General features: G+C 63.6%; 21 protein-coding genes. 3 read left to right on the top strand and 18 right to left on the bottom strand.

All coding sequences use genetic code 11. The features are described 5' to 3' along the window. Window positions 1-18 precede the first annotated feature (18 nt). Window positions 19-1,083, top strand: a complete 1,065-nt coding sequence (locus AC07OK_RS14880; RefSeq protein ID WP_494691034.1) for a TIGR03118 family protein — start codon at window positions 19-21, stop codon at window positions 1,081-1,083. 14 nt (window positions 1,084-1,097) lie between these two features. On the opposite strand, the gene AC07OK_RS14875 is transcribed toward AC07OK_RS14880, so the two are convergent. From AC07OK_RS14875 to ppsA, 4 genes are all read right to left on the bottom strand, one after another. Beyond that, window positions 1,098-1,514: a DUF4259 domain-containing protein gene (locus AC07OK_RS14875; RefSeq protein WP_494691033.1), complete on the bottom strand. Its 417-nt coding sequence runs from the start codon at window positions 1,512-1,514 to the stop codon at window positions 1,098-1,100. Between the two features lie 12 nt (window positions 1,515-1,526). After that, on the bottom strand, window positions 1,527-2,477 hold the full coding sequence (locus AC07OK_RS14870; RefSeq protein WP_494691032.1) for an SPFH domain-containing protein: 951 nt from the start codon (window positions 2,475-2,477) through the stop codon (window positions 1,527-1,529). 22 nt (window positions 2,478-2,499) lie between these two features. Then, window positions 2,500-2,922, bottom strand: coding sequence for an NfeD family protein (locus AC07OK_RS14865; RefSeq protein ID WP_494691031.1), 423 nt, complete (start codon window positions 2,920-2,922; stop codon window positions 2,500-2,502). Between the two features lie 168 nt (window positions 2,923-3,090). Beyond that, entirely contained in the window at window positions 3,091-5,520 is a 2,430-nt protein-coding gene (ppsA, locus tag AC07OK_RS14860) for a phosphoenolpyruvate synthase (protein WP_494691030.1), read from the bottom strand. Between the two features lie 154 nt (window positions 5,521-5,674). On the opposite strand from ppsA, the gene ppsR reads away from it, so the two are divergent. After that, entirely contained in the window at window positions 5,675-6,523 is an 849-nt protein-coding gene (ppsR, locus tag AC07OK_RS14855; protein WP_492929979.1) for a posphoenolpyruvate synthetase regulatory kinase/phosphorylase PpsR, read from the top strand. A 7-nt stretch (window positions 6,524-6,530) separates the two neighbouring features. After that, entirely contained in the window at window positions 6,531-7,871 is a 1,341-nt protein-coding gene (locus AC07OK_RS14850; protein WP_494691029.1) for an amidohydrolase family protein, read from the top strand. 129 nt (window positions 7,872-8,000) lie between these two features. Here AC07OK_RS14850 and AC07OK_RS14845 read toward each other — a convergent pair whose 3' ends face one another. The 14 genes from AC07OK_RS14845 to uppS form a co-directional block, all read right to left on the bottom strand. After that, a complete protein-coding gene (locus AC07OK_RS14845) occupies window positions 8,001-8,681 on the bottom strand; it encodes a hypothetical protein (protein WP_494691028.1) in 681 nt (226 codons plus the stop codon). A gap of 287 nt (window positions 8,682-8,968) precedes the next feature. After that, window positions 8,969-10,174: an EAL domain-containing response regulator gene (locus AC07OK_RS14840; RefSeq protein WP_494691027.1), complete on the bottom strand. Its 1,206-nt coding sequence runs from the start codon at window positions 10,172-10,174 to the stop codon at window positions 8,969-8,971. Window positions 10,175-10,194: 20 nt separating this feature from the next. Next, the gene (locus AC07OK_RS14835) at window positions 10,195-10,980 is read right to left on the bottom strand and encodes a TrmH family RNA methyltransferase (RefSeq protein ID WP_332851631.1); all 786 of its coding nucleotides are present in this window, start codon (window positions 10,978-10,980) and stop codon (window positions 10,195-10,197) included. Then, window positions 10,977-11,618 (bottom strand): ribonuclease HII, encoded by a 642-nt coding sequence (gene rnhB / locus AC07OK_RS14830; protein WP_494691026.1) that lies wholly within the window; start codon window positions 11,616-11,618, stop codon window positions 10,977-10,979. The genes AC07OK_RS14835 and rnhB overlap by 4 nt, the downstream gene beginning before the upstream one ends. Window positions 11,619-11,628: 10 nt before the next feature. Further along, complete coding sequence (gene lpxB, locus AC07OK_RS14825) at window positions 11,629-12,807, bottom strand: lipid-A-disaccharide synthase (protein ID WP_494691025.1); 1,179 nt, start codon at window positions 12,805-12,807, stop codon at window positions 11,629-11,631. Next, window positions 12,791-13,579 carry an acyl-ACP--UDP-N-acetylglucosamine O-acyltransferase gene (gene lpxA / locus AC07OK_RS14820; RefSeq protein WP_217940228.1) on the bottom strand — a complete coding sequence of 263 codons (789 nt, stop codon included), beginning with the start codon at window positions 13,577-13,579 and terminating at the stop codon, window positions 12,791-12,793. The genes lpxB and lpxA overlap by 17 nt, the downstream gene beginning before the upstream one ends. Window positions 13,580-13,581: 2 nt before the next feature. Further along, complete coding sequence (fabZ, locus tag AC07OK_RS14815) at window positions 13,582-14,094, bottom strand: 3-hydroxyacyl-ACP dehydratase FabZ (RefSeq protein ID WP_494691024.1); 513 nt, start codon at window positions 14,092-14,094, stop codon at window positions 13,582-13,584. Window positions 14,095-14,096: 2 nt separating this feature from the next. Then, the gene (gene lpxD, locus AC07OK_RS14810; RefSeq protein WP_494691023.1) at window positions 14,097-15,152 is read right to left on the bottom strand and encodes a UDP-3-O-(3-hydroxymyristoyl)glucosamine N-acyltransferase; all 1,056 of its coding nucleotides are present in this window, start codon (window positions 15,150-15,152) and stop codon (window positions 14,097-14,099) included. A gap of 24 nt (window positions 15,153-15,176) precedes the next feature. Then, the gene (locus tag AC07OK_RS14805) at window positions 15,177-15,701 is read right to left on the bottom strand and encodes an OmpH/Skp family outer membrane protein (RefSeq protein ID WP_494691022.1); all 525 of its coding nucleotides are present in this window, start codon (window positions 15,699-15,701) and stop codon (window positions 15,177-15,179) included. Window positions 15,702-15,749: 48 nt separating this feature from the next. Further along, a complete protein-coding gene (bamA, locus tag AC07OK_RS14800; RefSeq protein ID WP_494691021.1) occupies window positions 15,750-18,086 on the bottom strand; it encodes an outer membrane protein assembly factor BamA in 2,337 nt (778 codons plus the stop codon). A gap of 55 nt (window positions 18,087-18,141) precedes the next feature. Further along, entirely contained in the window at window positions 18,142-19,512 is a 1,371-nt protein-coding gene (gene rseP / locus AC07OK_RS14795; protein ID WP_494691020.1) for an RIP metalloprotease RseP, read from the bottom strand. Next, window positions 19,509-20,702 (bottom strand): 1-deoxy-D-xylulose-5-phosphate reductoisomerase, encoded by a 1,194-nt coding sequence (gene ispC / locus AC07OK_RS14790; RefSeq protein WP_494691019.1) that lies wholly within the window; start codon window positions 20,700-20,702, stop codon window positions 19,509-19,511. Before ispC ends, rseP begins: the two co-directional genes overlap by 4 nt. 10 nt (window positions 20,703-20,712) lie before the next feature. After that, a complete protein-coding gene (locus AC07OK_RS14785) occupies window positions 20,713-21,552 on the bottom strand; it encodes a phosphatidate cytidylyltransferase (protein WP_494691018.1) in 840 nt (279 codons plus the stop codon). Further along, entirely contained in the window at window positions 21,552-22,304 is a 753-nt protein-coding gene (uppS, locus tag AC07OK_RS14780) for a polyprenyl diphosphate synthase (RefSeq protein ID WP_116988649.1), read from the bottom strand. Before uppS ends, AC07OK_RS14785 begins: the two co-directional genes overlap by 1 nt. Window positions 22,305-22,437: the final 133 nt, after the last annotated feature.

Raw genomic sequence — 22,437 nt, 5'->3', positions numbered from 1 at the left:
TTCCCGAAAGGAGTCGCCATGCGCACCCGCACTTGCACCGCCCTGACCGCCCTGTCCCTGTCGCTGTCCGCCTGTGGAGGCGGCGGCTACGACGCGCCGATGGCGGCGCCGCCGGTCGTCACGCCGCCGGTCGTCGCCAGCCACTTCAAAGTCGGCAACCTGGTCGGCGACACCGCCGGCGGCGCGGCCCAGACCGACGCCAAACTGGTCAACGCCTGGGGCATCGCCTTCAATCCGACCGGCTTTGTCTGGGTCGCCAACAACGGCAGTTCCACCTCCACGCTGTACGACGGCAACGGCGTGCCGCAAACGCTGGTGGTGGCCACGCCGCAGGCGCCGACCGGCATCGTCTACAACGGCAGCGGCGATTTCCACGCCAGTCCATTCATCTTCGCCACCGAGAGCGGCAAGATCGCCGCCTGGTCGCCGACGGTGGACCGCAACAACGCCCTCACCGTGGTGGACGGCGCCGCCGCGCAGGCGGTCTACAAAGGCCTGGCCATCGCCACCTGGAACAACGCCAACTACCTGTACGCCGCCGACTTCCACAACAACCGCATCGACGTGTTCGACGCCGGCTTCAACAAGGTGACGCTGAGCGGCGCCTTCCACGACGCCGCGCTGCCGGCCAACTATGCGCCGTTCGGCATCCAGGCCGTCGGCGACCGCATCTACGTCGCCTTTGCCCAGCGCGAGAGCGGCGGCGATGACGAAGTGGCCGGCGCAGGCCTGGGCGCGATCGACGTGTTCGACACCGCCGGCAACCTGGTCAAGCAGCTGGTCAAGGGTGGCGCGCTGAACGCGCCGTGGGGCATGGCGATGGCGCCGTCCAACTTCGGCAGTTTCAGCGGCAAGCTGTTGGTGGGCAATTTCGGCGACGGCAAGATCAACGCCTACGACACGGCCAGCGGCGCCATGAGCGGCACGCTGTCCAAGGCCGACGGCAGCGCCATCGTCATCGACGGCTTGTGGGGTATCGCCTTCGGACCAGGCGTCAACAACCAGCCCACCAACACGCTGTTCTTCGCCGCCGGCCCGGGCGACGAGACGCATGGGCTGTACGGCCGCATCGATATGCTGTGATGCCGCACCCGGGGTCAGGCGGCGATGCGGCCGCGCAGCTCTTCGACTGCCGCGCGCCAGTCGGCGTAGTGCTCGCTGTCGGCCCAGAGTTCGCGCAGCTCGGATTGCTCGGACAGGATGCGCTCGATGGCGCGGCCCGCCTTCTCGGCCAGGTCGCTGCGCACGCGGGCCTTGGCCTTGCGCGCGTCGACCCACGCGTCCACCGCCGCGCTGTCCTCGCTGCGCTCGCCGCCCTTGCCCTGCAAGCGCGCCAGCACTTCGATCGCCACCAGCGCCTCGGCCGCGAACGGCGCGTCCAGCGGCTCGCCCGCATTGTCCAGCGCCATGTCCAGCGTATTTTCCACCGCCTCCAGGTTGCTGATCTGGCCCAGGTCTTCCGCCCAGTCCTGCGCATAATCGTTGCCGAATGCGTCTACCGCCCATGTCGCCATCGTTGCTTCTCCTTAGACTTTGGCCGGCTTGACCAGCGGACCATCCTTCTGCGATTTGACCACCTGCATGGCGGTGGCGATCAAGCCGCTCATCTCCCCCAGGTTGGCCGGAATGATGATGGAGTTGTTGGTCTTGGCCAGCTGCGCGAAGGCGCCCACATACTGTTCGGCCACCTTCAGGTTGACGGCGTCCTCGCCGCCCGGTTCGCGGATCGCCGCGCCCACCTGGCGCAGCGCCGATGCGTTCGCCTCGGCCAGCGCGATGATCGCCGCGGCCTGGCCCTGGGCGCGGTTGATGGCGGCCAGCTTGTCGCCTTCCGAACGGGCGATCTGTGCTTCGCGTTCGCCATTGGCGATATTGATCTGCTCCTGCTTGCGGCCTTCCGAGGCCGAGATCAGCGCGCGTTTCTCGCGCTCGGCGGTGATCTGCGCCTGCATCGCGTGCAGGATCTCCTTCGGCGGCGTCAAATCCTTGATCTCGTAGCGCAGCACCTTGACGCCCCAGTTGGCGGCCGATTCGTCGATGGCGTTGACGATGGCGGTGTTGATATGGTCGCGCTCTTCAAACGTCTTGTCCAGTTCCATGCGGCCGATCACCGAGCGCAAGGTGGTCTGCGCCAGCTGCGTGATGGCGGTGATGTAGTTGGACGAGCCGTACGAGGCGCGCATGGCGTCGGTGATCTGGAAGTACAGGATGCCGTCCACCTGCAGCTGCGTGTTGTCGCGCGTGATGCAGACCTGCGGCGGCACGTCGAGCGGGATCTCCTTCAGGATGTGCTTGTAGGCGATGCGGTCGACGAAGGGAATCACGATGTTCAGGCCGGGGCCCAGGGTGGCGTGGTACTTGCCGAGCCGCTCGACCACCCAGGCATGCTGCTGCGGGACGACATTGATGGTCTTGAAGACGAACACCAAGGCCAGGATGAAGATGATGAAGCTGACATTGCCGAAACTGATATCCATAAAACTCTCCGGTGGGTAAATCTTAGGCCGCCACGATCAGGCGGCTGCCGCGCACTTCGCGTATCGTAAATTGTCCCGGCGCCGGCGTCATGCCCGGCGCCAGTTCGACGTCCCACAGCGCGCCGCGATACATCACGCGCGCCGCGCCGTCCTGCCAGGCCGGCACGTGCACGGTCTGGCCGATGTCCATATTGACGTTGGGGTCGTGCTCGGCCTTCGCATGGTTGATCAGCTTGCCGAAGCGGCTGCGCCGCAGCAGCACGGTGGCGGCGATGCCGACCACGGCGGCGAACAGCGTCTGCAGCGCCATGCCAAAGCCCAGCAGCGCGGCCAGCGCGCCGGACACCAGGCCGAGGGCGATCATCAGCAGGTAGAACGTTCCGCTGAACAGTTCCAGTATCACGGTGGCGCCGGCGGCCACCAACCAAAAGCTCCAGTCAGCCATGATGCACTCCTCTCAGGTTTAAAAATGCAAAAACCCCCGCTTCCCGATGCGGGCTGCGAGGGTTTTTGCTGCAAGGTGCGTTGGTATTGATAGTGTTATTTGCTACTCAATTCGATAACCCCAGTCTAAACCAATTTACGCTTGCGTCAACTTATTTCAACTTCACCGTTACTTTTGCAGGGCTGCCAGCTTCTGCCAGGTATCGATCACCGAGTCCGGGTTCAGCGACATCGATTCGATGCCCTGCTCCATCAGCCAGACCGCGAAGTCCGGATGGTCGGAAGGACCCTGGCCGCAGATGCCGATGTACTTGCCCTTGGCACGGCAAGCCTTGATCGCCATCGACAGCAAGGCCTTGACCGCCGGATCGCGCTCGTCGAAGTCGGCCGCCAGCAGCGCCATGCCGGAATCGCGGTCCAGGCCCAGGGTCAGCTGGGTCAGGTCGTTGGAACCGATGGAGAAACCGTCGAAGTGTTCGAGGAACTGGTCGGCCAGCAGCGCGTTCGATGGCACTTCGCACATCATGATCAGGCGCAGGTCGTTCTCGCCGCGCACCAGGCCGTTCTTGGCCAGCAGGTTGACGACTTTTTCAGCCTGGCCCAGGGTGCGCACGAACGGCACCATGATCTCGACGTTGGTCAGACCCATGTCGTTACGCACGCGCTTCATGGCCTGGCATTCCATTTCGAATGCGCCGGCAAAATCGGCCGCCAGATAGCGCGCCGCGCCGCGGAAGCCCAGCATCGGGTTTTCTTCGTCCGGCTCGTAGCGCGAACCGCCGATCAGCTTTTTGTACTCGTTGGACTTGAAGTCCGACAGGCGCACGATCACCGGTTTCGGCCAGAAGGCGGCGGCGATGGTGGCGATACCCTCGGCCAGCTTGTCGACGTAGAAGGCCTTCGGCGAGGCGTGGCCGCGCGCGACCGACTCCACCGCTTTTTTCAGGTCGGCGTCGATGTTCGGGTATTCCAGGATCGCCTTCGGGTGCACGCCGATGTTGTTGTTGATGATGAACTCAAGACGCGCCAGGCCAACGCCACCGTTCGGCACCGACTGGAAGTCGAAGGCCAGCTGCGGATTGCCGACGTTGAGCATGATCTTGGTCGGCAGCTTGGGCAGCTCGCCGCGCGACACTTCCGAGATTTCCGTTTCCAGCAGGCCGTCGTAGATCTTGCCCTCGTCGCCTTCGGCGCAGGACACGGTGACGAAGGTGCCGTCCTTGAGGATCTCGGTGGCGTCGCCGCAACCGACCACCGCTGGCACACCCAGTTCACGGGCGATGATCGCCGCGTGGCAGGTACGGCCGCCGCGGTTGGTGACGATGGCCGAAGCGCGCTTCATGACCGGCTCCCAGTTCGGGTCGGTCATGTCGGCGACCAGCACGTCGCCCGGCTGCACGCGTTCCATGTCGGCCGGGTCGTGGATCACGCGTACCGGACCGGCGCCGATCTTCTGGCCGATGGCGCGGCCCGAGGTCAGCACTGTGCCGCTCGACTTCAGCTTGAAGCGCTGCTGCACGTCGGTCGCCTTCTGCTGCGACTTGACGGTTTCAGGACGCGCTTGCAGGATGTACAGTTTGCCGTCGCGGCCATCCTTGCCCCACTCGATGTCCATCGGACGGCCGTAGTGGTTCTCGATGATGACGGCGTACTTGGCCAGTTCCACCACTTCGGTGTCGTTCAGCGAGTAGCGGTTGCGCAGCTCGACCGGCACGTCCACGGTCTTGACCGAACGGCCAGCCTTGGCTTCGTTGGTGAACTCCATCTTCAGCAGCTTGGAACCGATGTTGCGGCGGATGACAGGCGATTTGCCTTTTTCCAGCATCGGCTTGTGGACGTAGAATTCGTCCGGATTGACCGCGCCCTGCACCACCGTCTCACCCAGGCCGTAGCTGGAGGTGACGAAGACCACGTCCTTGAAGCCGGACTCGGTATCGATGGTGAACATCACGCCGGCCGCGCCCAGGTCGGAACGGACCATGCGCTGCACGCCGGCCGACAAGGCGACTTCGGCGTGGGTGAAGCCTTTGTGGACGCGGTAGGAGATGGCGCGGTCGTTGTACAGCGAGGCGAAGACATGCTTCATCGCGTCGAGCACGTTTTCGATGCCGACCACGTTGAGGAAGGTTTCCTGCTGGCCTGCGAAGGAAGCGTCCGGCAAGTCTTCGGCGGTGGCCGAGGAGCGCACGGCGAACGACATCTCGGTGCTGGAATCGGCGACCAGCTGCTTGTAGAAGGTCTCGATTTCCTGTTGCAGGCGTGGCTGGAACGGGGTTTCGACGATCCATTGACGGATCTCGGCGCCCGCTTGCGCCAGCGCGCGCACGTCGTCGATATTCAGGTCGGCCAGGCGGTCGGCGATGCGTTCGGCCAGCGGCTTGCCGCCGTCGACGCTGTGCGACAGGAAGTCGCGGAAGGCCTGGGCCGTGGTGGCGAAGCCGCCCGGAACCCGGACCCCGGCGCCAGCCAGTTGGCTGATCATTTCGCCTAATGAGGCGTTTTTGCCGCCGACGGATTCAACATCCGTCATGCGCAAATGTTCGAACGATGCGACATAAACCGCTCCGTTGCTCTGCTCCTTCAATGCTGCGTTGGACATAGTGACACCCTTTTGATGATAGAAATCTTCCAGCGAGGCGCAGACTTTGTTTCTTGTTATTCTGGTCGTCGTGCAGCACAATCTTACCTATGGCGCCCATTCTACAGCCTGCGGCTCAAATTGACGATTCACAATAATGACAGGCTTACTCTACATGACACTAGAACAACGACCTCCCCTGCCCGCGGCAGCCCGCACGGTCTTCTTCGTTTCCGACGGCACCGGCATCACGGCTGAAACCTTTGGTCACTCGGTCCTGACCCAATTCGAGCTACGTTTCCGCCAGATCCGGCTGCCTTTCATCGATACGCTGGACAAGGCGCACGACGCGGTACGGAAAATCAATGAAGCGTTTGAAACCGATGGTCAACGCCCGATTATCTTTTCGACCTTGGTCAAGACCGAGCTGTCGGACGTGATCCGCCTGTGCAAGGGCATGTACATGGACATGTTCCAAACATTTGTTGCGCCATTGGAACAAGAGCTGGGCGCCAAGTCGACCCACACCATCGGCCGCTCGCACAACATTGTTGACAGCGAGGAATACAAGAACCGCATCGAGGCGATCAACTTCTCGCTGGCGCATGATGACGGCCAGTCGCACAAGAACCTGTCGTCGGCCGATGTGATCCTGGTGGGCGTGTCGCGTTCGGGCAAGACGCCGACCAGCTTGTACCTGGCGATGCAATACGGCATCAAGGCGGCCAACTATCCGCTGATCCCGGACGATTTCGAGCGAGGCAAGTTGCCGTCGTCGCTGTACGAGTTTAAATCCAAGATCTTCGGGCTGACCATTACGCCGGAGCGCTTATCCGAGATTCGCAACGAACGGCGCGCCGGCAGCAAGTACGCTGCGCTGGAAAACTGCCGTTACGAGGTCAACGAAGCGGAGATGATGATGAAGCGCGAAGGCATACGCTGGTTGTCGTCGACCACAAAATCGATCGAGGAAATCTCCACCACCATCCTGCAAGAGATCAAGCCCAACCGGCGCGAGTACTGAGATGCGCTTGATTGCGCTGCTATTCGCCGCCTTGGCGCCGGTCGCGGCGTGGGCGCAATCGACCGCCTTCGTGCACGTCAACGTGGTGCCGATGGACCGTGAGCACGTGCTGCGCGACCAGTCGGTGCTGGTCGCTGACGGCCGTATCGAGGCGGTTGGCGCGGCGCTGCCCGCGCCGGCCGGCTACCGCGTCGTCGATGGCCACGCCACGGCATGGCTGTCGCCCGGCCTGGCCGACATGCACAGCCACTCCGAGACCCGCAATGACCTGGCGCTGTACCTGGTCAACGGTGTCACCACGCTGCTCAACATGGGCGGCGCCCGCGCCAACCTGGTCGACAGCATCGTGCCGGCCGTGGCGCGCGGGACGCTACCCGGCCCGCATGTCTACGCCAGCCTGATGGTGGACGGCACGCCGGACTACAACGGCTTGCAGGTCAAGACGCCGGCGCAGGCGCGTGCGGTGGTCGACCTGGCGGCCGCCAACGGCTACGATTTCATCAAGGTGTATGTGGGGCTGGCGCCGGACGTGTTCAGCGCACTGGCAGAAGCGGGCCGCGCCCAAGGCCTGCCTCTGGTCGGCCATGGCGTGACGGCGGTGCGGCTAGAGCGCCAGCTGGCGCAGGGCCAGGTGCTGGTCGCGCACCTGGAGGAATTCTTTTACACCTATTTAACACCACCTGGCGTGCCGGAGACCGATGTGCCGCCCGATGACACGCGCATCCCCGAGGCGGTGGCGCTGGCCAAACGTCATGGCGCGGCGGTGATCGCCGATCTGGTGACCTACCGGGCGATCGCCAGCCAACTCGGACATCCGGAGGTACTGCGCGCCATCCTGGCCGCGCCGCAGACGGCTTATGTGGCGCCGGCCGACGTGCAGGCATGGCGCCGCAGCGACTACGGCGGCAAGTCGGCGCGGCTCGAAGCCAAGCTGGCCTTCCTGCGCAAGCTGACCAAGGCCATGGCCGACGGCGGCGTCGAACTGCTGTCGGGCACCGACGCGCCGACCATACCCGGCGTGGCGCCGGGCTACTCCTTGCACGACAATCTTATCGAATTGGAAAGCTCGCATCTGAGCCGCTACCAGGCGCTGGCCACCGCCACCAGCGCGCCGGGTGCCTTCATCGCCCGCACCAAGGGCGGCGTGCCGTTCGGCCAAGTGGCCGCAGGCTATCGCGCCGACCTGGTGCTGACCGAGCACAACCCGCTGGACGGTTTTTCGACCCTGCGTGCGCCGCTGGGCGTCATGGCCGACGGACGATGGCGCGACCAGCCGGCACTGGCCAAGCTGCTGGCCGGTGTGCGCGACAGCTATCGGGAACACAGCGCTGAAAAACAGCCGCCATGAAGTCAACCAGGCCGAGTAAGCGGGTATCCATGCCATGGTTCCCGCTTTCGAGGGAACGACGCTTAACTTAGCGGCATTCGGGACTGATGCCCGATGTCGATTCCTGTTGGAATCGACATCGGCTGAAACTTAAGCCGACGGGGCCTCCACCAATTGATATTTATTGTTCACCTTTGAAAAGTGCAAATAAGTAAGCCCGCGCTTCTCATCTAGCAACTTACCTTTGATATCAGCAACAAATTCCCCATTGATTTCCGCGCTGATCCTGAAAGTTTGGTTCTTCCTATACTTGTCTGAATCCCAATCCTTCACTTGGGTGGGGTCCTGATATCCAAAGTCCACTTTTTCATCGTCCTCGCCCGGATGAACAACATAAATAGTGAACCAAACCTTGACGTCAACCCCATTCGATATCCGGAACGTGGGCCATGCCCAATAAACACCTCCCGACGGCCGCCTGAGCAGGACAAGTTCGACTATATCGAGATCCGCTGTAACATTGGTGCTTGTGTCATCGGTATGATCAGGCAAAGGCCACTCGCCACGCACGTTGTAAATCGATCCCCCCGCATATGTTCCACTCTTCCAAGTGCGCGACACCCTTGGACCAACTTCGCCGAAGTCCTCCTTGAAATGACGGCCCACTGTATAGATAGTGACCCATACAGATTTATCTGTCTGATTATGAGTTTCGAATCCATTGCTTCCCATTTCACCTCCTCCATCAATTGGAAAATAGACGCTCGATTCGTGCAATTGTTTCAGGATCGACGCGTGCCAGGCCAGCAGTATTTCTAAATTGCTTGCCAATAATACATGATTATTTGAAAACTTTTAAAATTCTTTGCGCGAGGTGTCGGCCCAATCCAACAGGCGAACAACTCGGCTTGAGTAGCGTGAGAGCGGAGCCGTAATAGACGCGGGGCTCGGTTTGACGGGGGAGTGTGTGGTTGCGATGGTGCTGGCCAGGGCTTGCAGATTGTCACTGCATGGCAGATGAATTATCCTCATCATCGTTTGCACTTTGCCGATACGACATGCCGGTCTCCTTTGAGCCAAGGGCTCTGCTCAAAGGAAACGTACAACAAGGCACTCAGTTAGAAGAAGTGCTGCCAGTCCGCCAGCCACGCAGGGAATTCCTCGACCGGCATCGGCTTGGCGATGTAGTAACCCTGCGCGTAGGTGCAGCCCAAGCCTTGCAGGAAGTCCCAATCCTGCTTGGTCTCAACGCCGACCGCCACCGAACGCCGGTCCAGGCTGCGCGCCAGTCCCAGGCAGGAACGTAGCACCGTGCCGATGGCCTGTTTCTTGGAAGCGCCGTCGACAAAACTGCGGTCTATTTTCAACTCGGAGAATGGAATGCGCGCCAGTAGTTGCAGGTTGCTGCGTCCGGTGCCGTAGTCGTCAATGGCCAGGCCAAAACCCTTCATACGCAAGCGCAACAGCCGCTCGAGGAAATGTGGATCGGTAGTCAATACTGCCGATTCGGTCATCTCGAAAGTGATGTAGTCGGGCATGATGCGATGCCGTTCCAGGCAGGCCGAAATCTGCTCCATGAACTGCGGATGCGCCAGCGTACCCTGGTCAACATTGATGGAAAATGAAATCGGAATGCCCTGGTCATGCAGGGTGCGGCAGGCCGCCACCGACTTCTCGATCATGCTCCAGTCGAGGAAATCGATGCGCCGGTTCTCCTCCAGCACCCGCATGAACGACGCCGGTCCCAGCACGCCATACAGCGGATGGCGCCAACGCGCGAACATTTCCAGGCCCTTGACCTGCCCGGTCTCCAGCTCGATCTTGGGCTGGAAGAAGGGATCGAACTCGCGCATCTGCAAGCCCTGCCCCACCTCGGCGAACGAGATCGGCGGGGTATTGGCGTACGCGCCGACGGTGCGGGCCTCTTCCGGTTGCAGATAATTGGTGATGAGCGTTTCCAGACGGCTGCCGATCACCGGCTTGCCGATCGCGCCCAGCATATTAATGCCGTAGGCCGCCGCCATGGTCTCCACCGAGAACAGCACGGCGTTCGACTGCGCGCCCACCACCACCACGCCCATCTGGGACTTGGCTTCGGACAGGCGGCGGATCAGCTCCAGCGCGTCCATGCCCGGCAGCGCCAGGTCGATGATGGCGATGTCCACCTGCGGCGTGATGCCGGCGCTGAAATGGCGCAGCGCCGTGTGGCCGTCGGGCGCCTGCGTGATCCGGCCTACGCCCAGGTGCACCAGGATATCGGCCAGCGCGTGGCGTTGTACCTGATCTCCCTCGGCTACCAGAAAGTGCAACTGCGCGATATCCATCGACGACTCCAATAAATCAGTTATATCTGATTCTGCCTGACTTGCTCGAAAAAGCATACTGCCGCGCATGCGGCCACGTTCAGCGACTCCACCTGGCCCAGGTGCGGTATCACCACCTGATGCGTCGCCATCGACAGCAGGTCATCCGCCACGCCCTGCCCTTCGTGGCCAAACAGCCAGGCCACCGGCTGGCGCAGGTCGACATCGTACAGGCGCTGGGTGGCGTAACCGCTGGTGGCCAGCGAGGCCACCTTGGAGGCCGACACCAGCTGCGCCAGGTCGACGTTTTCGAAGATATCGAGCACAAAATGCGCGCCCATGGCCGCGCGCAGCACCTTGGGCGACCAGCAGAACGCCGAACCGGCGCTGCAATACACCTGGGTGATGCCGGCCGCCGCCGCGCTGCGCAGGATGGAGCCGACGTTGCCGGGGTCCTGCACGTTATCGAGCAGCACCGCCGACACGGCCAGCGGCTCGGTCACGGCGCGCTCCGGCGTCTCGATCAGGAACATCACGCCGACGCCATGTTCGACCTGGCTGACGGCGTTGTACATCGCATCGGGCAATCCCAGCACGTGCGCGTGCTGCGCCTCCAGCCGGCCGACGATCTCCATTACTTCCGGGTTGTGCAGCGCCGTCTCGCTGACGATGCACTGCTCCGGCAGGCCGCGCAGCTGCAAATAGGCCTGGCACAGGTGCACGCCGTCCAGCAAGGTGCGGCCGGACTTGCGGCGCGCCTGCGAACTGCCTGCCAGCTTGACCAGCTCCTTGTACTGCGCGTTGTCGCGCGAGGTGATGGTCTTCATACGGCCCCCCCTGCGCGCAGCGCGAATTCTTCCAGCACCGCCCGCACCGGCGCGAACGAGCGCCGATGCACCGGCGAGGCGCCATGCTCGCGCAGGCGCGCCAGGTGCAGCGCGGTGCCGTAACCCTTGTGCTGGTCGAAGCAGTACTGCGGATACTGGGCGTGCAGCACCACCAGCGCGGCGTCGCGCGCGGTCTTGGCCAGGATGGACGCGGCCGAAATCGCATCGACCTTGTCGTCGCCGCCGATCACCGCGATGCTCTGGATCTTCATCACCGGGCAGCGGTTGCCGTCGATCAGGGCCAGCGTCGGCACGGTGCTCAGCGCCTCCACCGCGCGCCGCATCGCCAGCATCGACGCCTGCAAAATATTGAGCTTGTCGATTTCCTCTTCCGACGCCTCGGCGATCGCCCACGCCAGCGCGTTGGCCTTGATCAGTGGTGCCAGCAGGTCGCGCTTGGCTTCGGTCAGCTTCTTGGAATCGCGCAGGCCCTCGATCGGACGCGAAACGTCCAGGATCACGGCCGCCGCGTACACCGGGCCGGCCAGCGGACCACGGCCCGCCTCGTCGACGCCGCAAATGATTTCATCGGGCGAGTCGGGCAGGAAGTCGAACAGGCCGGGGTTTTGGTTTTTCACTTTGATACTCTTAAGCTTTGATTACTTTAAGCACGGCGGCCGCGCTCTCCACCGCGCTGTTGCGCAGCAGGCTGTGATGCATGTCGGTGAAGCGCTCGGTCAGCCGCAGGCGATGCGGCGCATCGCTCAGCTGCTTCCACATGGCTTCCGCCAGCGCTTCAGGATTGGCGGCGTTTTGCAGCAGCTCCGGCACCAGGAACTCGCGCGCCAGGATGTTGGGCAAGCCTATCCACGGCTGGTAGCCGAAGTGGCGCAGGATCTGCCATTCCAGCTCCATCATGCGATAGGCGATCACCATCGGCTTCTTGAACAACGCCACCTCCAGCGACGCCGTGCCCGAGGCCACCAGCACCGCGTCCGCCGCGGCGATGGCCGTATGCGATTGCCCGTCCAGCAGTTGCACTTCAACGTCCTGCAGGCCGGCCTGCGCCACCAGTTCGAGGAAGTACTGGCGCTGCCGTTCGCCCGCCATCGGCGCCACGAAACGCAGGCTACGGTCGCGCTGCTTGAGCAGCCGCGCCGCGCCGATGAAGGCCGCCGTATTGTATTTGAGCTCGGACATGCGGCTGCCCGGCATGATGGCCACCACATTGGCGTCCTCCGGCATGCCCAGCGTGCGCCGCGCGCCCGCCACGTCCGGCGCCAGCGGGATCAGCTCCGCCAGCGGATGGCCGACATACGTGACCGGCACGCCGGCCTGGCGGTAGATCTCCTCTTCAAAAGGAAACACCACCAGCATGTGCGACACCGCCCGGATGATTTTCTTGATGCGGCCACCGCGCCAGGCCCAGATCTGCGGCCCGATGTAATGGATGGTCGGAATCCCGGCCGCCTTGAGCTGCTCTTCCAGCCCCAGGTTAAAGCCCGGATAGTCGGCACCGATGAAGGCCGCCGGCCGCTCGGCCAGCAGCTGATCGCGCAGCTGGTTCTGGATACCCTTGATTTCGCGGTAGCGCGGAATCACGGCCAGCAGGCCGCGCACCGTCAGCTTGTCCATGGCAAAGTGCGATTCGAAGCCCTGCGCCATCATATGCTCGCCGCCGATGCCGTGGAAGCGCGCCTCCGGCAGATGCGGGCGCAGGCCGGACAACAGCCGCGCCGCCAGCAGGTCGCCCGACGGCTCGCCCGCCACCAGCGCCACCGACAGCGGCGGCGTGGCCGGCGCCGTCAGGTCAGCGGACGATGCCACGGCTGGCGACGTTGAGGAATTCGCGCATCGAGCGGATTTGCTCGGCCGCTGCCGGCATCGCATCTTCTTCCGCCTGCAATGCGACCTTGGCTTCTTCCAGCGTCAGGCCGGAACGGTAGATCAACTTGTACGCGGTGCGGATGCCGTTGATCTGCTCACGCGTAAAGCCGCGCCGCTTCAGGCCTTCGATGTTGACGCCGTGCGCCTGCGCCGGATTACCGTTCAACAGCACGAACGGCGGCACGTCCTGCGTCAGCGAAGTGCTCATGCCGACAAACGCGTGCGCGCCGATCTTGCAGAACTGGTGCACATTGGCGAAGCCGCTCATGATCACCCAGTCGCCGATTTCGACGTGGCCGGCGATCTGCGCGTTGTTCGAGAAGATGGTGTTGCTGCCGACCTGGCAGTCGTGCGCCAGGTGGACGTAGGCCGAAATCCAGTTGTCGTTGCCCAGCGAAGTCACGCCCTTGTCCTGCACCGTGCCGGTGTTAAACGTGCAGAACTCGCGGATGGTGTTGCGGTCGCCGATGGTCAGGCGGGTCGGCTCGCCGTTCCACTTCTTGTCCTGCGGCGCGGCGCCGATCGACGAGAACTGGAACAACTTGTTGTCGGTGCCGATGGTGGTATTGCCCTCGATGACCACGTGCGGACCAACCACGGTGCGCGCGCCGATCACCACGTTCGGGCCGATCACCGAATACGGCCCCACCTCGACGGATTCGTCGAGCTGGGCCTTCGGATCGATGATGGCGGTGGCGTGAATCTTGGCCATGATTACTTCCCTGCTGGCTGACTGGCGTCGGTGGCGCTGCGGATGGTGCACATCAGGTCCGCCTCGACCGCGGTCTGGCCGTCGACCGTGCCGACCGCCTTGTATTTCCAGATGCCGCGCGCGACGCGCAGGATCTCGACGTTCATCACCAGCTGGTCGCCCGGCTCCACCGGACGCTTGAAGCGCGCGTTGTCGATGCCGACGAAGTACACCACCGAATTCTCGTCCGGCTTGATGTCCATGGTCAGGAACGACAGGATGGCCGCGGTCTGCGCCATCGCTTCGATCATCAGCACGCCCGGCATCACCGGCTTGTGCGGGAAGTGGCCGTTGAAGAATTCCTCATTGGCGGTGACGTTCTTGATGGCGGTGATGGTCTTGCCCGACTCCCAGTCCAGCACGCGGTCGACCAGCAGCATCGGATAGCGATGCGGCAGGTACTGCTTGATCTGATGGATGTCCATGCATTTCTTGACGCAGGTGGATTCGGTGGTGGTGGTGTCGGTAGTGGTCATGATTATTTCTCGTCTTGATTCGTCAATGTTTTAATTGTTTTTTCCAGCGCGCGGATTTTATCCCGCATCGTCGACAGGTTGCGGACGATGGCGGCGGATTTTTCCCACTCGCTGTTCTTTGCCAGCGGATAGAAGCCGGTGTACTGTCCCGGCTCCAGGATGGAGCGCGAAACCATGCTGCCCGAACCCACATGCACCTGGTCGGCGATGGTCAGGTGGCCCAGCACCATCGCGGCCCCGCCGAAGGTGCAGTATTTGCCGATCTTGGCGCTGCCGGCCACGCCGACGCAGCCGGCCATCGCCGTGTGCGCGCCGATATGGCAGTTGTGGCCGATCTGGATCTGGTTGTCCAGCTTGACGCCGTCTTCCAAAATCGTGTCGGCCAGGGCGCCGCGGTCGATGGTGGTGTTGGCGCCGATGTCCACATCGTCGCCGATCACCACCCGCCCGGTTTGCGGAATCTTGATGTAGACCCCGCCCTCGTTGGCGAAACCGAAACCGTCGGTGCCGATCACCGCGCCCGAATGGACGATGCCGCGCTTGCCGATCACGCAGCGCGACTGGAAGGTCACGTTGGCGAACAAATGCGTCTCCTCGCCGATGACGGCGTCGCGGCCGATGTAGCAGCCGGCGTCGATCACCGCGCGCTCGCCGATCACGGCGCCGCTCTCGATCACCGCGCGCGCGCCCACGTGGGCGCTGGCGGCGATCACCGCGTCGGCCGCCACCACGGCGCTGGCGTGCACGCCCGGCGCCGGCACGATGGCCGTCAGCGATTCGAAATACTGCGCCGCGCGGGCGAAATACACGTACGGATTTTGGGTGACGATGCGCGCGCCCGCATATCCGGCGGCGATAAAAGCGTCATCGGCGGCCGACACGATCAGTGCCGCCGCCTGGCTTTGCAGCGCTTGCGCGCGCAGTTTGCTATTGCTGAGAAAGCTGATGTGCGAAACGCCGGCGTCCGTCAGTGGCGCGATCCCGGTCACTTCCAGGTTCGCGTCCCCCACCAACTGCCCGCCGAGGCGTTCGACCAATTCCCCTAGTCGAGTGCCCATCGGGTGATCCAATCTTGATGTGTTTTACTTGTCTTTATCCAGCGCGGCCAGCACTTTGTCGGTGATGTCGATGCGCGGGCTGGCCCAGACCGCATCCTGCAGCACGATGTCGAAACCTTCCACCGCCGCCATCTGCTTGATGATCTTGGTGGCTTTTTCCGAGATCGCCTGGCGTTCCTCGTTGGTGCGCTGGTTCAGGTCTTCGCGGAACTCGCGCTGGCGGCGCTGGTATTCCTTATCCAGCTCGAACACGTCGCGCTGGCGCTTGATGCGGTCTGCCTCGGCCAGCGCCGGTACATCCTTCTCCAGCTTTTCCGACGCCGCCTTCAGGCGTCCGGCCATATCCTGCATGGCCTTCTCGCGGCTCTTGAACTCTTCCTGCAGCTTCTCGCCGGCCAGCTTGGCCAGCTTGGATTCGTTGTAGATGCGCTCAGGGCTCAGCCACGCGATGCGCGAGGCCGAGGTCTGGGCCTGCACCGGCGCCAATGCACACCAGCCCAGTGCAAGCACGGCGAGAGATTTGGTCAGGGTAGCGGACGCAGTCTTCAACTTGTTTCTCCGAGGTAAATATCAATACTCAAAACCATCAAACCCATCTTAGAAACCGGTACCCATCTGGAACTGGAAGCGTTCCAGACGGTCGCCCGGCTTGGCGTTCAAAGGCTTAGCATAACTCAACTTGAGCGGACCGACCGGCGAAATCCAGCTGATGCCCAGGCCAGACGAGTAGCGCAGCTCGGAAGCGCGCATCTTCGCGCCTTCCTGGTACACCTGGCCGGTGTCGACGAAACCGAACCAGCGCAGGCTGCGGTCCTGGCCCGAGCCTGGGAACGGCAGTTGCAGTTCGGCGGTGCCGAGCAGGCGCGAGGCGCCGCCCAGCGCATCGCCGTACACCTGGTCGACCGCGCCCAGCGAGGAGCTCAGGTAGCCGCGCACCGAACCGATGCCGCCGCCGTAGAAGTTCTTGAACACCGGGTAGCTGCTGTTGCCCAGGCCATGACCATAATCGATCTCGCCCTTCAACGCCAGCGTGACCTTGGAGAACAGCGGCTTGTACCACTGCTGCTCGTAGACCGCGCGGTAGTACTTCTGCTGGCCGATCAAATCCAGTTCCAGGTTGGCGCGCTGGTAGCGGCCCACGGTCGGCGTCAGCGCCGAATCGCGGCTGTCGCGCGCCCACGCCGCCGTCAATGGCACGGCGTTGGTCGAGGCGGTACCGATGCCGTCCGGGTTGCCGGTAATGGTGGTCACGTATTCCTTGAAGCGCACCGGCGAGGTGGCGTCGGTGGTGATACGCGAGCGTTCCAGGCCGATACCGAAGAACACCGTGTCGACTTCCGAGAACGGCACGCCGTAGCTGATGCGGCCACCCTGCTGGCGGATGGTGTAGCTGCCGATGTTGAGCGCCGGCGGCTGCTGCGTGCGCAGGTAGACTTCGTACGAACGCGATACGCCTTCGTCGGTGTAGTACGGGTCGGTCTGCGAGAACGACAGCGTGCGGCTGTATTTCGAGGTATTGAACTCGATGCCGACGGTGGTGCCCGAACCGGCGAAGTTGGCCTGCTGGATCGCCGCCTGGAAGGTGAACTTCTCGGACTGCGAGAACGCGCCGCCGATCTGGAAGTTACCGGTCGGCTTTTCGACCACGGTCAGGTTGACGTCGACCTGGTCGGACGTGCCCTGGGCTTCCGGCGTGTCGATGGTCACGTCCTTGAAGTAGCCGAGGCGGTCGACGCGGTCGCGCGAGAGCTTGATCTTGTTGGCGTCGTACCACGACGATTCGAACTGGCGGAACTCGCGGCGGATCACTTCGTCGCGGGTGGTGGTGTTGCCGGCGATGTTCATGTGGCGCACGTAGGCGCGCTTGCCCGGATCGATGAAGAAGGTGAAGGCGACTTCGCGCTTCTTCTGGTCGATCTCCGGATTGGCGTTGACGTTGGCGAAGGCGTAGCCGAAGGTGCCCAGGCGATCGGAGATCAGCTTGTTGGTGGCGGTCAGGCGCTCGCCGGAATAGGTTTCGCCCGGACGCAGCAGCACCAGCGAACGCAGTTCCTCCTCGCGGCCGAAGGTCTCGCCTTCGAACTTGATGCCGGAGACCTTGTACTTCTCGCCTTCGGTGATGTTGATGGTGATGTAGATGTCCTTCTTGTCCGGCGTGATCGACACCTGGGTCGATTCGATCTGCATCTCGATGTAGCCGCGATTCAGATAGTAGGACTTGAGCGACTCGATATCGCCGGTCAGCTTGGTCTTGGAGTACTGGTCGGCCTTGGTGTACCAGCTGAACCAGCCGCCGGTGTTCAGGGCCAGCTGGTCTTTCAGCTCCTTGTCCGAGAACACCTTGTTGCCGACGATGTTGATCTGCTTGATCTTGGCGATGTCGCCCTCGTCCACCGCGAAGGTGATGTTGACGCGGTTACGCTCGATCGGGGTGACGGTGGTGACGATCTTGACGCCATACAGGCCGTGCGACAGATACTGGCGCTTCAGTTCCTGCTCGGCGCGGTCGACCGAGGCCTTGTCGAAAATCTTGGTCTCGCCGACGCCGATGTCCTTCAGCGCCTTGACCAGCGTGTCTTTTTCAAATTCCTTGGTGCCGGTGAACTCCACCTTGGAGATGGCCGGACGTTCCTCGACCAGCACCACCAGCACGCCGCCGTCGGCTTCGAGCTTGACGTCCTTGAAGAAGCCGGTGGCATACAGCGCCTTGATGGCGGTGATCGATTTGTCGTCGTTGAAGGTCTCGCCGACCCGCACCGGCAGGTAGCTGAAGACCGTACCGGCTTCCGTACGCTGGATCCCTTCGACGCGGATGTCTTTGATGACGAAGGGCTCGATGGCCATGGCACTGCCGGCGCATAGCGCCAGGACAGCGGCGCCGATCAGGCTGCGGCGAAAGGAAGAGGAAGTAATACGGTCAGAATATAATTTCATTGGGGTTATTCAATGGCTAAATCAACGAACTACTTTTATATACAAAGCGAGCCTGTTACAGCAGCCGCGCGACGTCGTTAAACACCGCCAGCAGCATCAACGTCAGTAACAAGCCCATGCCCAGGCGCTGCGCAATCTCACCAAAACGCTCCGGCACAGAACGCCCAGTTAAAACTTCCAGCGAATAATACAGCAAATGCCCCCCATCTAGAACGGGAATTGGTAGCAAATTCATTACCCCCAAACTGATGCTGATGAAGGCGATGAAGCTCAAATAGCTGGCCGCGCCCATTCGTGCGGTCTGTCCGGCATAATCGGCGATGGTGATCGGGCCGGTGACGTTCTTCAGCGAGACTTCGCCGGTGATCATCTTGCCGATCATTTTGATCGTCATGGTGCAGGTCTCCCATACCCGCGCCACCGACTTGCCGACGGCCGCGATCGGGGATGATGGCACGCTGATCATATCCGGCTGCAGCTCGACGTAAGCGCTGATCTTACCGACTGTTACAGTTCCCTTGCCGGTTTTTGCCTGCTCGGCCTGGGGCACCATGGGCAGCACCAGCTGCTGGCCGGCGCGGCGCACCGCCACCTGCACCGTCTTGCCGGTTGAGGCGCGGATGATGTCGATGAAGGCGATGCCGTCGCCCACCGGCGTGCCGTCCACCGACAGCAACAGGTCGCCCTTGAGCAGGCCGGCGCGCGCGGCGGGGCCGCCGGGTATCACTTCCTGCACCACCGGCGCCGGACGGCCCACGCCCACACCGAGCTTGCCCGGTACGTCGCCTTCCAGGTCCAGCGTCGCCAACGCGTCGGCCGGCAGCACGAAACTGAAGCGGCCCTGCCCCACGCGTTCAATGGCGACGCGGGCTTCCTTCTTATCGATGGCGGCCTGGATCAGGTTCCAGCGCAGCTCGGACCACACGGCCACCGGCTGCTCGTTGACGGCGGTGACCACGTCGCCGCTGCGCAGGCCAGCGCTCCAGGCGGCGGTAGGGACGCTAGCTTCGCTGGCGCGCACGCTGATCTTGCTGGTCGGTTCTTCCACGCCGTGCATATACAGGCCGGCGAACAGCACGATCGCGATCAGGAAATTGGCCAGCGGGCCGGCGGCCACGATGGCGATGCGCTTCCACACATTCTGCCGGGTGAATTCGCGCTTGAGGTCTTCCGGCGACAGGCCACCCAGGTCGCCCTCGCGCGAGTCGAGCATCTTGACGTAGCCGCCCAGCGGCAGCGCCGACACCGCCCACTCGGTCTGGTCAGGCCCGAAACGGCGCGACCACACCACCTTGCCCATGCCGACCGAGAAGCGCAGCACCTTCACGCCGCACCAGCGCGCCACCAGGTAGTGCCCCAGTTCGTGGAAGATGATCAGGGAGCCCAGGCAGACGACAAATGCCAGCACGGTTTGCAGGAAGTTCATTTTGCCAGTCCGGCGATATAGGTCTCAGCGGCGGCGCGCGCCAGCGCATCCTGCGCCATGACGGCTTCGATGCTGTCGGCGGCGCCGTGCGGCAGCGCCTCCATCACATGCGCGCTCACGCGGTCGATCTGGCGGAAGCCGATCTTTAAATCGAGGAAGGCTTGCACGGCGATCTCGTTGGCCGCGTTCAGCAGCGCCGGCGCGGTGCCGCCGGCCTTGAGCGCCTCGAAGGCCAGCGCCAGGCAGGGGAAGCGGTTGAAGTCGGGACGCTCGAATTGCAGCGTGGCGATCTGCGTCAGGTCCAGCTGCGCCACGCCCGATTCGATGCGCTCCGGGTAGGCCAGCGCATGGGCGATCGGCGTGCGCATGTCGGGATTGCCCAACTGCGCCAGCACCGAACCGTCGACATACGACACCATCGAATGGATCACCGACTGCGGATGGATCACCACCTCGATCTGCTCGGCCGGCGCGCCGAACAACCAGTGCGCCTCGATCACTTCCAGACCCTTGTTCATCATGGTCGCGGAATCGACCGAGATCTTGCGGCCCATCGACCAGTTGGGGTGTTTGCAGGCCTGCTCCGGCGTCACCGCGTCGAGCGTGGCGACGTCGCGCGTCAGGAACGGGCCGCCGGAAGCGGTCAGCAGGATCTTGGCGATGCCGGCCTTGCGGTCGCGCACCGCCGGCACGCGGCCGCCGAACTGCGGCATGCCCTGGAAGATCGCATTGTGTTCGCTGTCGATCGGCAGCAGCACCGCGCCCGCCGCGTGGGCGGCGTCGATGAACAGCTGGCCGGACATCACCAGCGCCTCCTTGTTGGCCAGCAGGACCTTCTTGCCGGCGCGGGCCGCGGCCAGCGTCGGCGCCAGGCCAGCGGCGCCGACGATGGCGGCCATCACGCTGTCGACTTCCGGCGCGCTGGCGATGCTGCACAGCGCCGCCTCGCCATATTCCACTTCGGTGTTGACGCCGGCGGCGCGCAGCAGCGCCGTCAGCGCGCCGGCGCCGGCGGCCGTGCCGACCACCGCGCGCGCGGGACGGAACTGGATGCACTGGGCCGCCAGTTCTTCGACCCGGCTATGCGCCGACAGGGCGTAGACCGAATAGCGCTCGGGGTGACGGGCGAGCACATCCAGCGTGGACACGCCGATCGAACCGGTGGCGCCAAGGATGGTGATGCGTTGCATAGTTATTCTTTCAGAACCAGGAGCCGATCAGCGCGGCCAGCGGCAGGACCGGGATCAAGGCGTCGATACGGTCAAGCACGCCGCCGTGGCCCGGCAGCAGGTTGCTGCTGTCCTTGATGGCGGCGCGGCGCTTGAGTTGGGATTCGAACAGGTCGCCGATCACCGACGCGGCGACGATCAGCAGCAGCACCAGCAGGGCCAGGGCCCAGCCGAAGCGCGCCTGCAATTGGAAGGCGAAGGTGTCCTGCAGCCACGGCTGGCCGGCGGCCAGCAGCACGCTGATCGAGGCGATGGCCAGCACGGCGATGCCGCCGCCGATCGCGCCTTCCCAGGATTTGCCCGGCGAGATCGACGGCGCCAGCTTGCGCTTGCCGAAGGCCTTGCCGGAGAAGTAGGCGCCGACGTCGGCGATCCACACCAGCGCCATCACCGACAGCAGGTACAGCGCCGAGTGCTGGTACAGGCTGACGATGGCGAAGAAGCAGGCGAAGATGGCGAAACTGAAGGTGATCGCCAGCGACCAGTTGGCCGCGCCGGCCAGCGGCGGCAGGCCCAGGCCCAGCGACGGCGCATAGCGGATCAGCCACAGCAGGCAGGCCGCGCCGTACAGCGCGTTGAGCGCGCCCGGCTTGCCCGAATGCTGCAGCAGGAACACGAACAGCACCGCGCCGGCGATGCCGACCACGCGCGCGCGCATGGCGGACAGGCCGAACAGGCGGGCGCCCTCCCACATCGCGGCGCCCAGGAACAGCGTGACAACGACGGCAAACGCTGGGAAATAGTTGAAGAACAGGACCGGCAGCAACACCGCCAGCAAGACCACAGCGGTAATAATCCTCGTTTTCAGCATCAGCTTTTCTTTTCCGCCAGTTGCGCGCCGGTGCGGCCGAAGCGGCGCTCCCGATGCTGGTAGGAGGCAATCGCCTCGTCGAGGCTCTCGATCGAGAAATCGGGCCAGTAGGTATCGGTGAAGAACAGTTCGGTGTAGGCGAGCTGCCACAACAGGAAATTGGAGATGCGCTGCTCGCCGCCGGTGCGGATGAACAGGTCGGGCTCGGGCGCGTAAGCCATCGCCAGGTGCGGCGCCAGCTGCTCTTCCGTGAAGTTGGTGGCGCCGGGGTGGGCTTGCACCATCTGGCCGACCGCCTGCATGATGTCCCAGCGGCCGCCGTAGTTGAAGCAGACCGTCAGCGTCATGCGGGTGTTGCCGGCGGTCTTGCGCTCGGCGGCGGCGATCATGCCGCGCAGCTTTTCGTCGGCGCGGCCGAGCTCGCCGACCACGCGCAGGCGGATGTTATTGGCGTGCAGCTTGGAGACCTCGCGTTCGAGCGCCGTCACGAACAGGCGCATCAGCAGCGACACTTCCTCTTCCGGGCGGCGCCAGTTTTCGGAACTGAAGGCGAACAGGGTCAGGTACTCGACGCCGCGGCGGGCGCAGGCCTCGACCGAGGTGCGCACGGCGTCCACGCCCTTGACGTGGCCTGCCACGCGCGGCAGGTAGCGTTTGGTGGCCCAGCGGCCATTGCCATCCATGATGATCGCGACATGGCGCGGCACGGACGGTGCGTCTGGAACCTCAGTAGTCGAACTCGTATATTTCATGAAAACTTTGGTGCCAAAGTATAAAGTATTGCAGGTGTGACGCAAAAAGACAAGGCGCGGGGGGGGGGGGGGGGGGGGGGGGGGGGGGGGGGGGGGGGGGGGGGGGGGGGGGGGGGGGGGGGGGGGGGGGGGG

It is taken from the genome of Duganella sp. GW821-FHT07G03, from assembly GCF_059418605.1.
The sequence above is the reverse complement of the archived record's forward strand: the minus strand, read 5'-3'. Positions and strand labels throughout refer to the sequence as shown.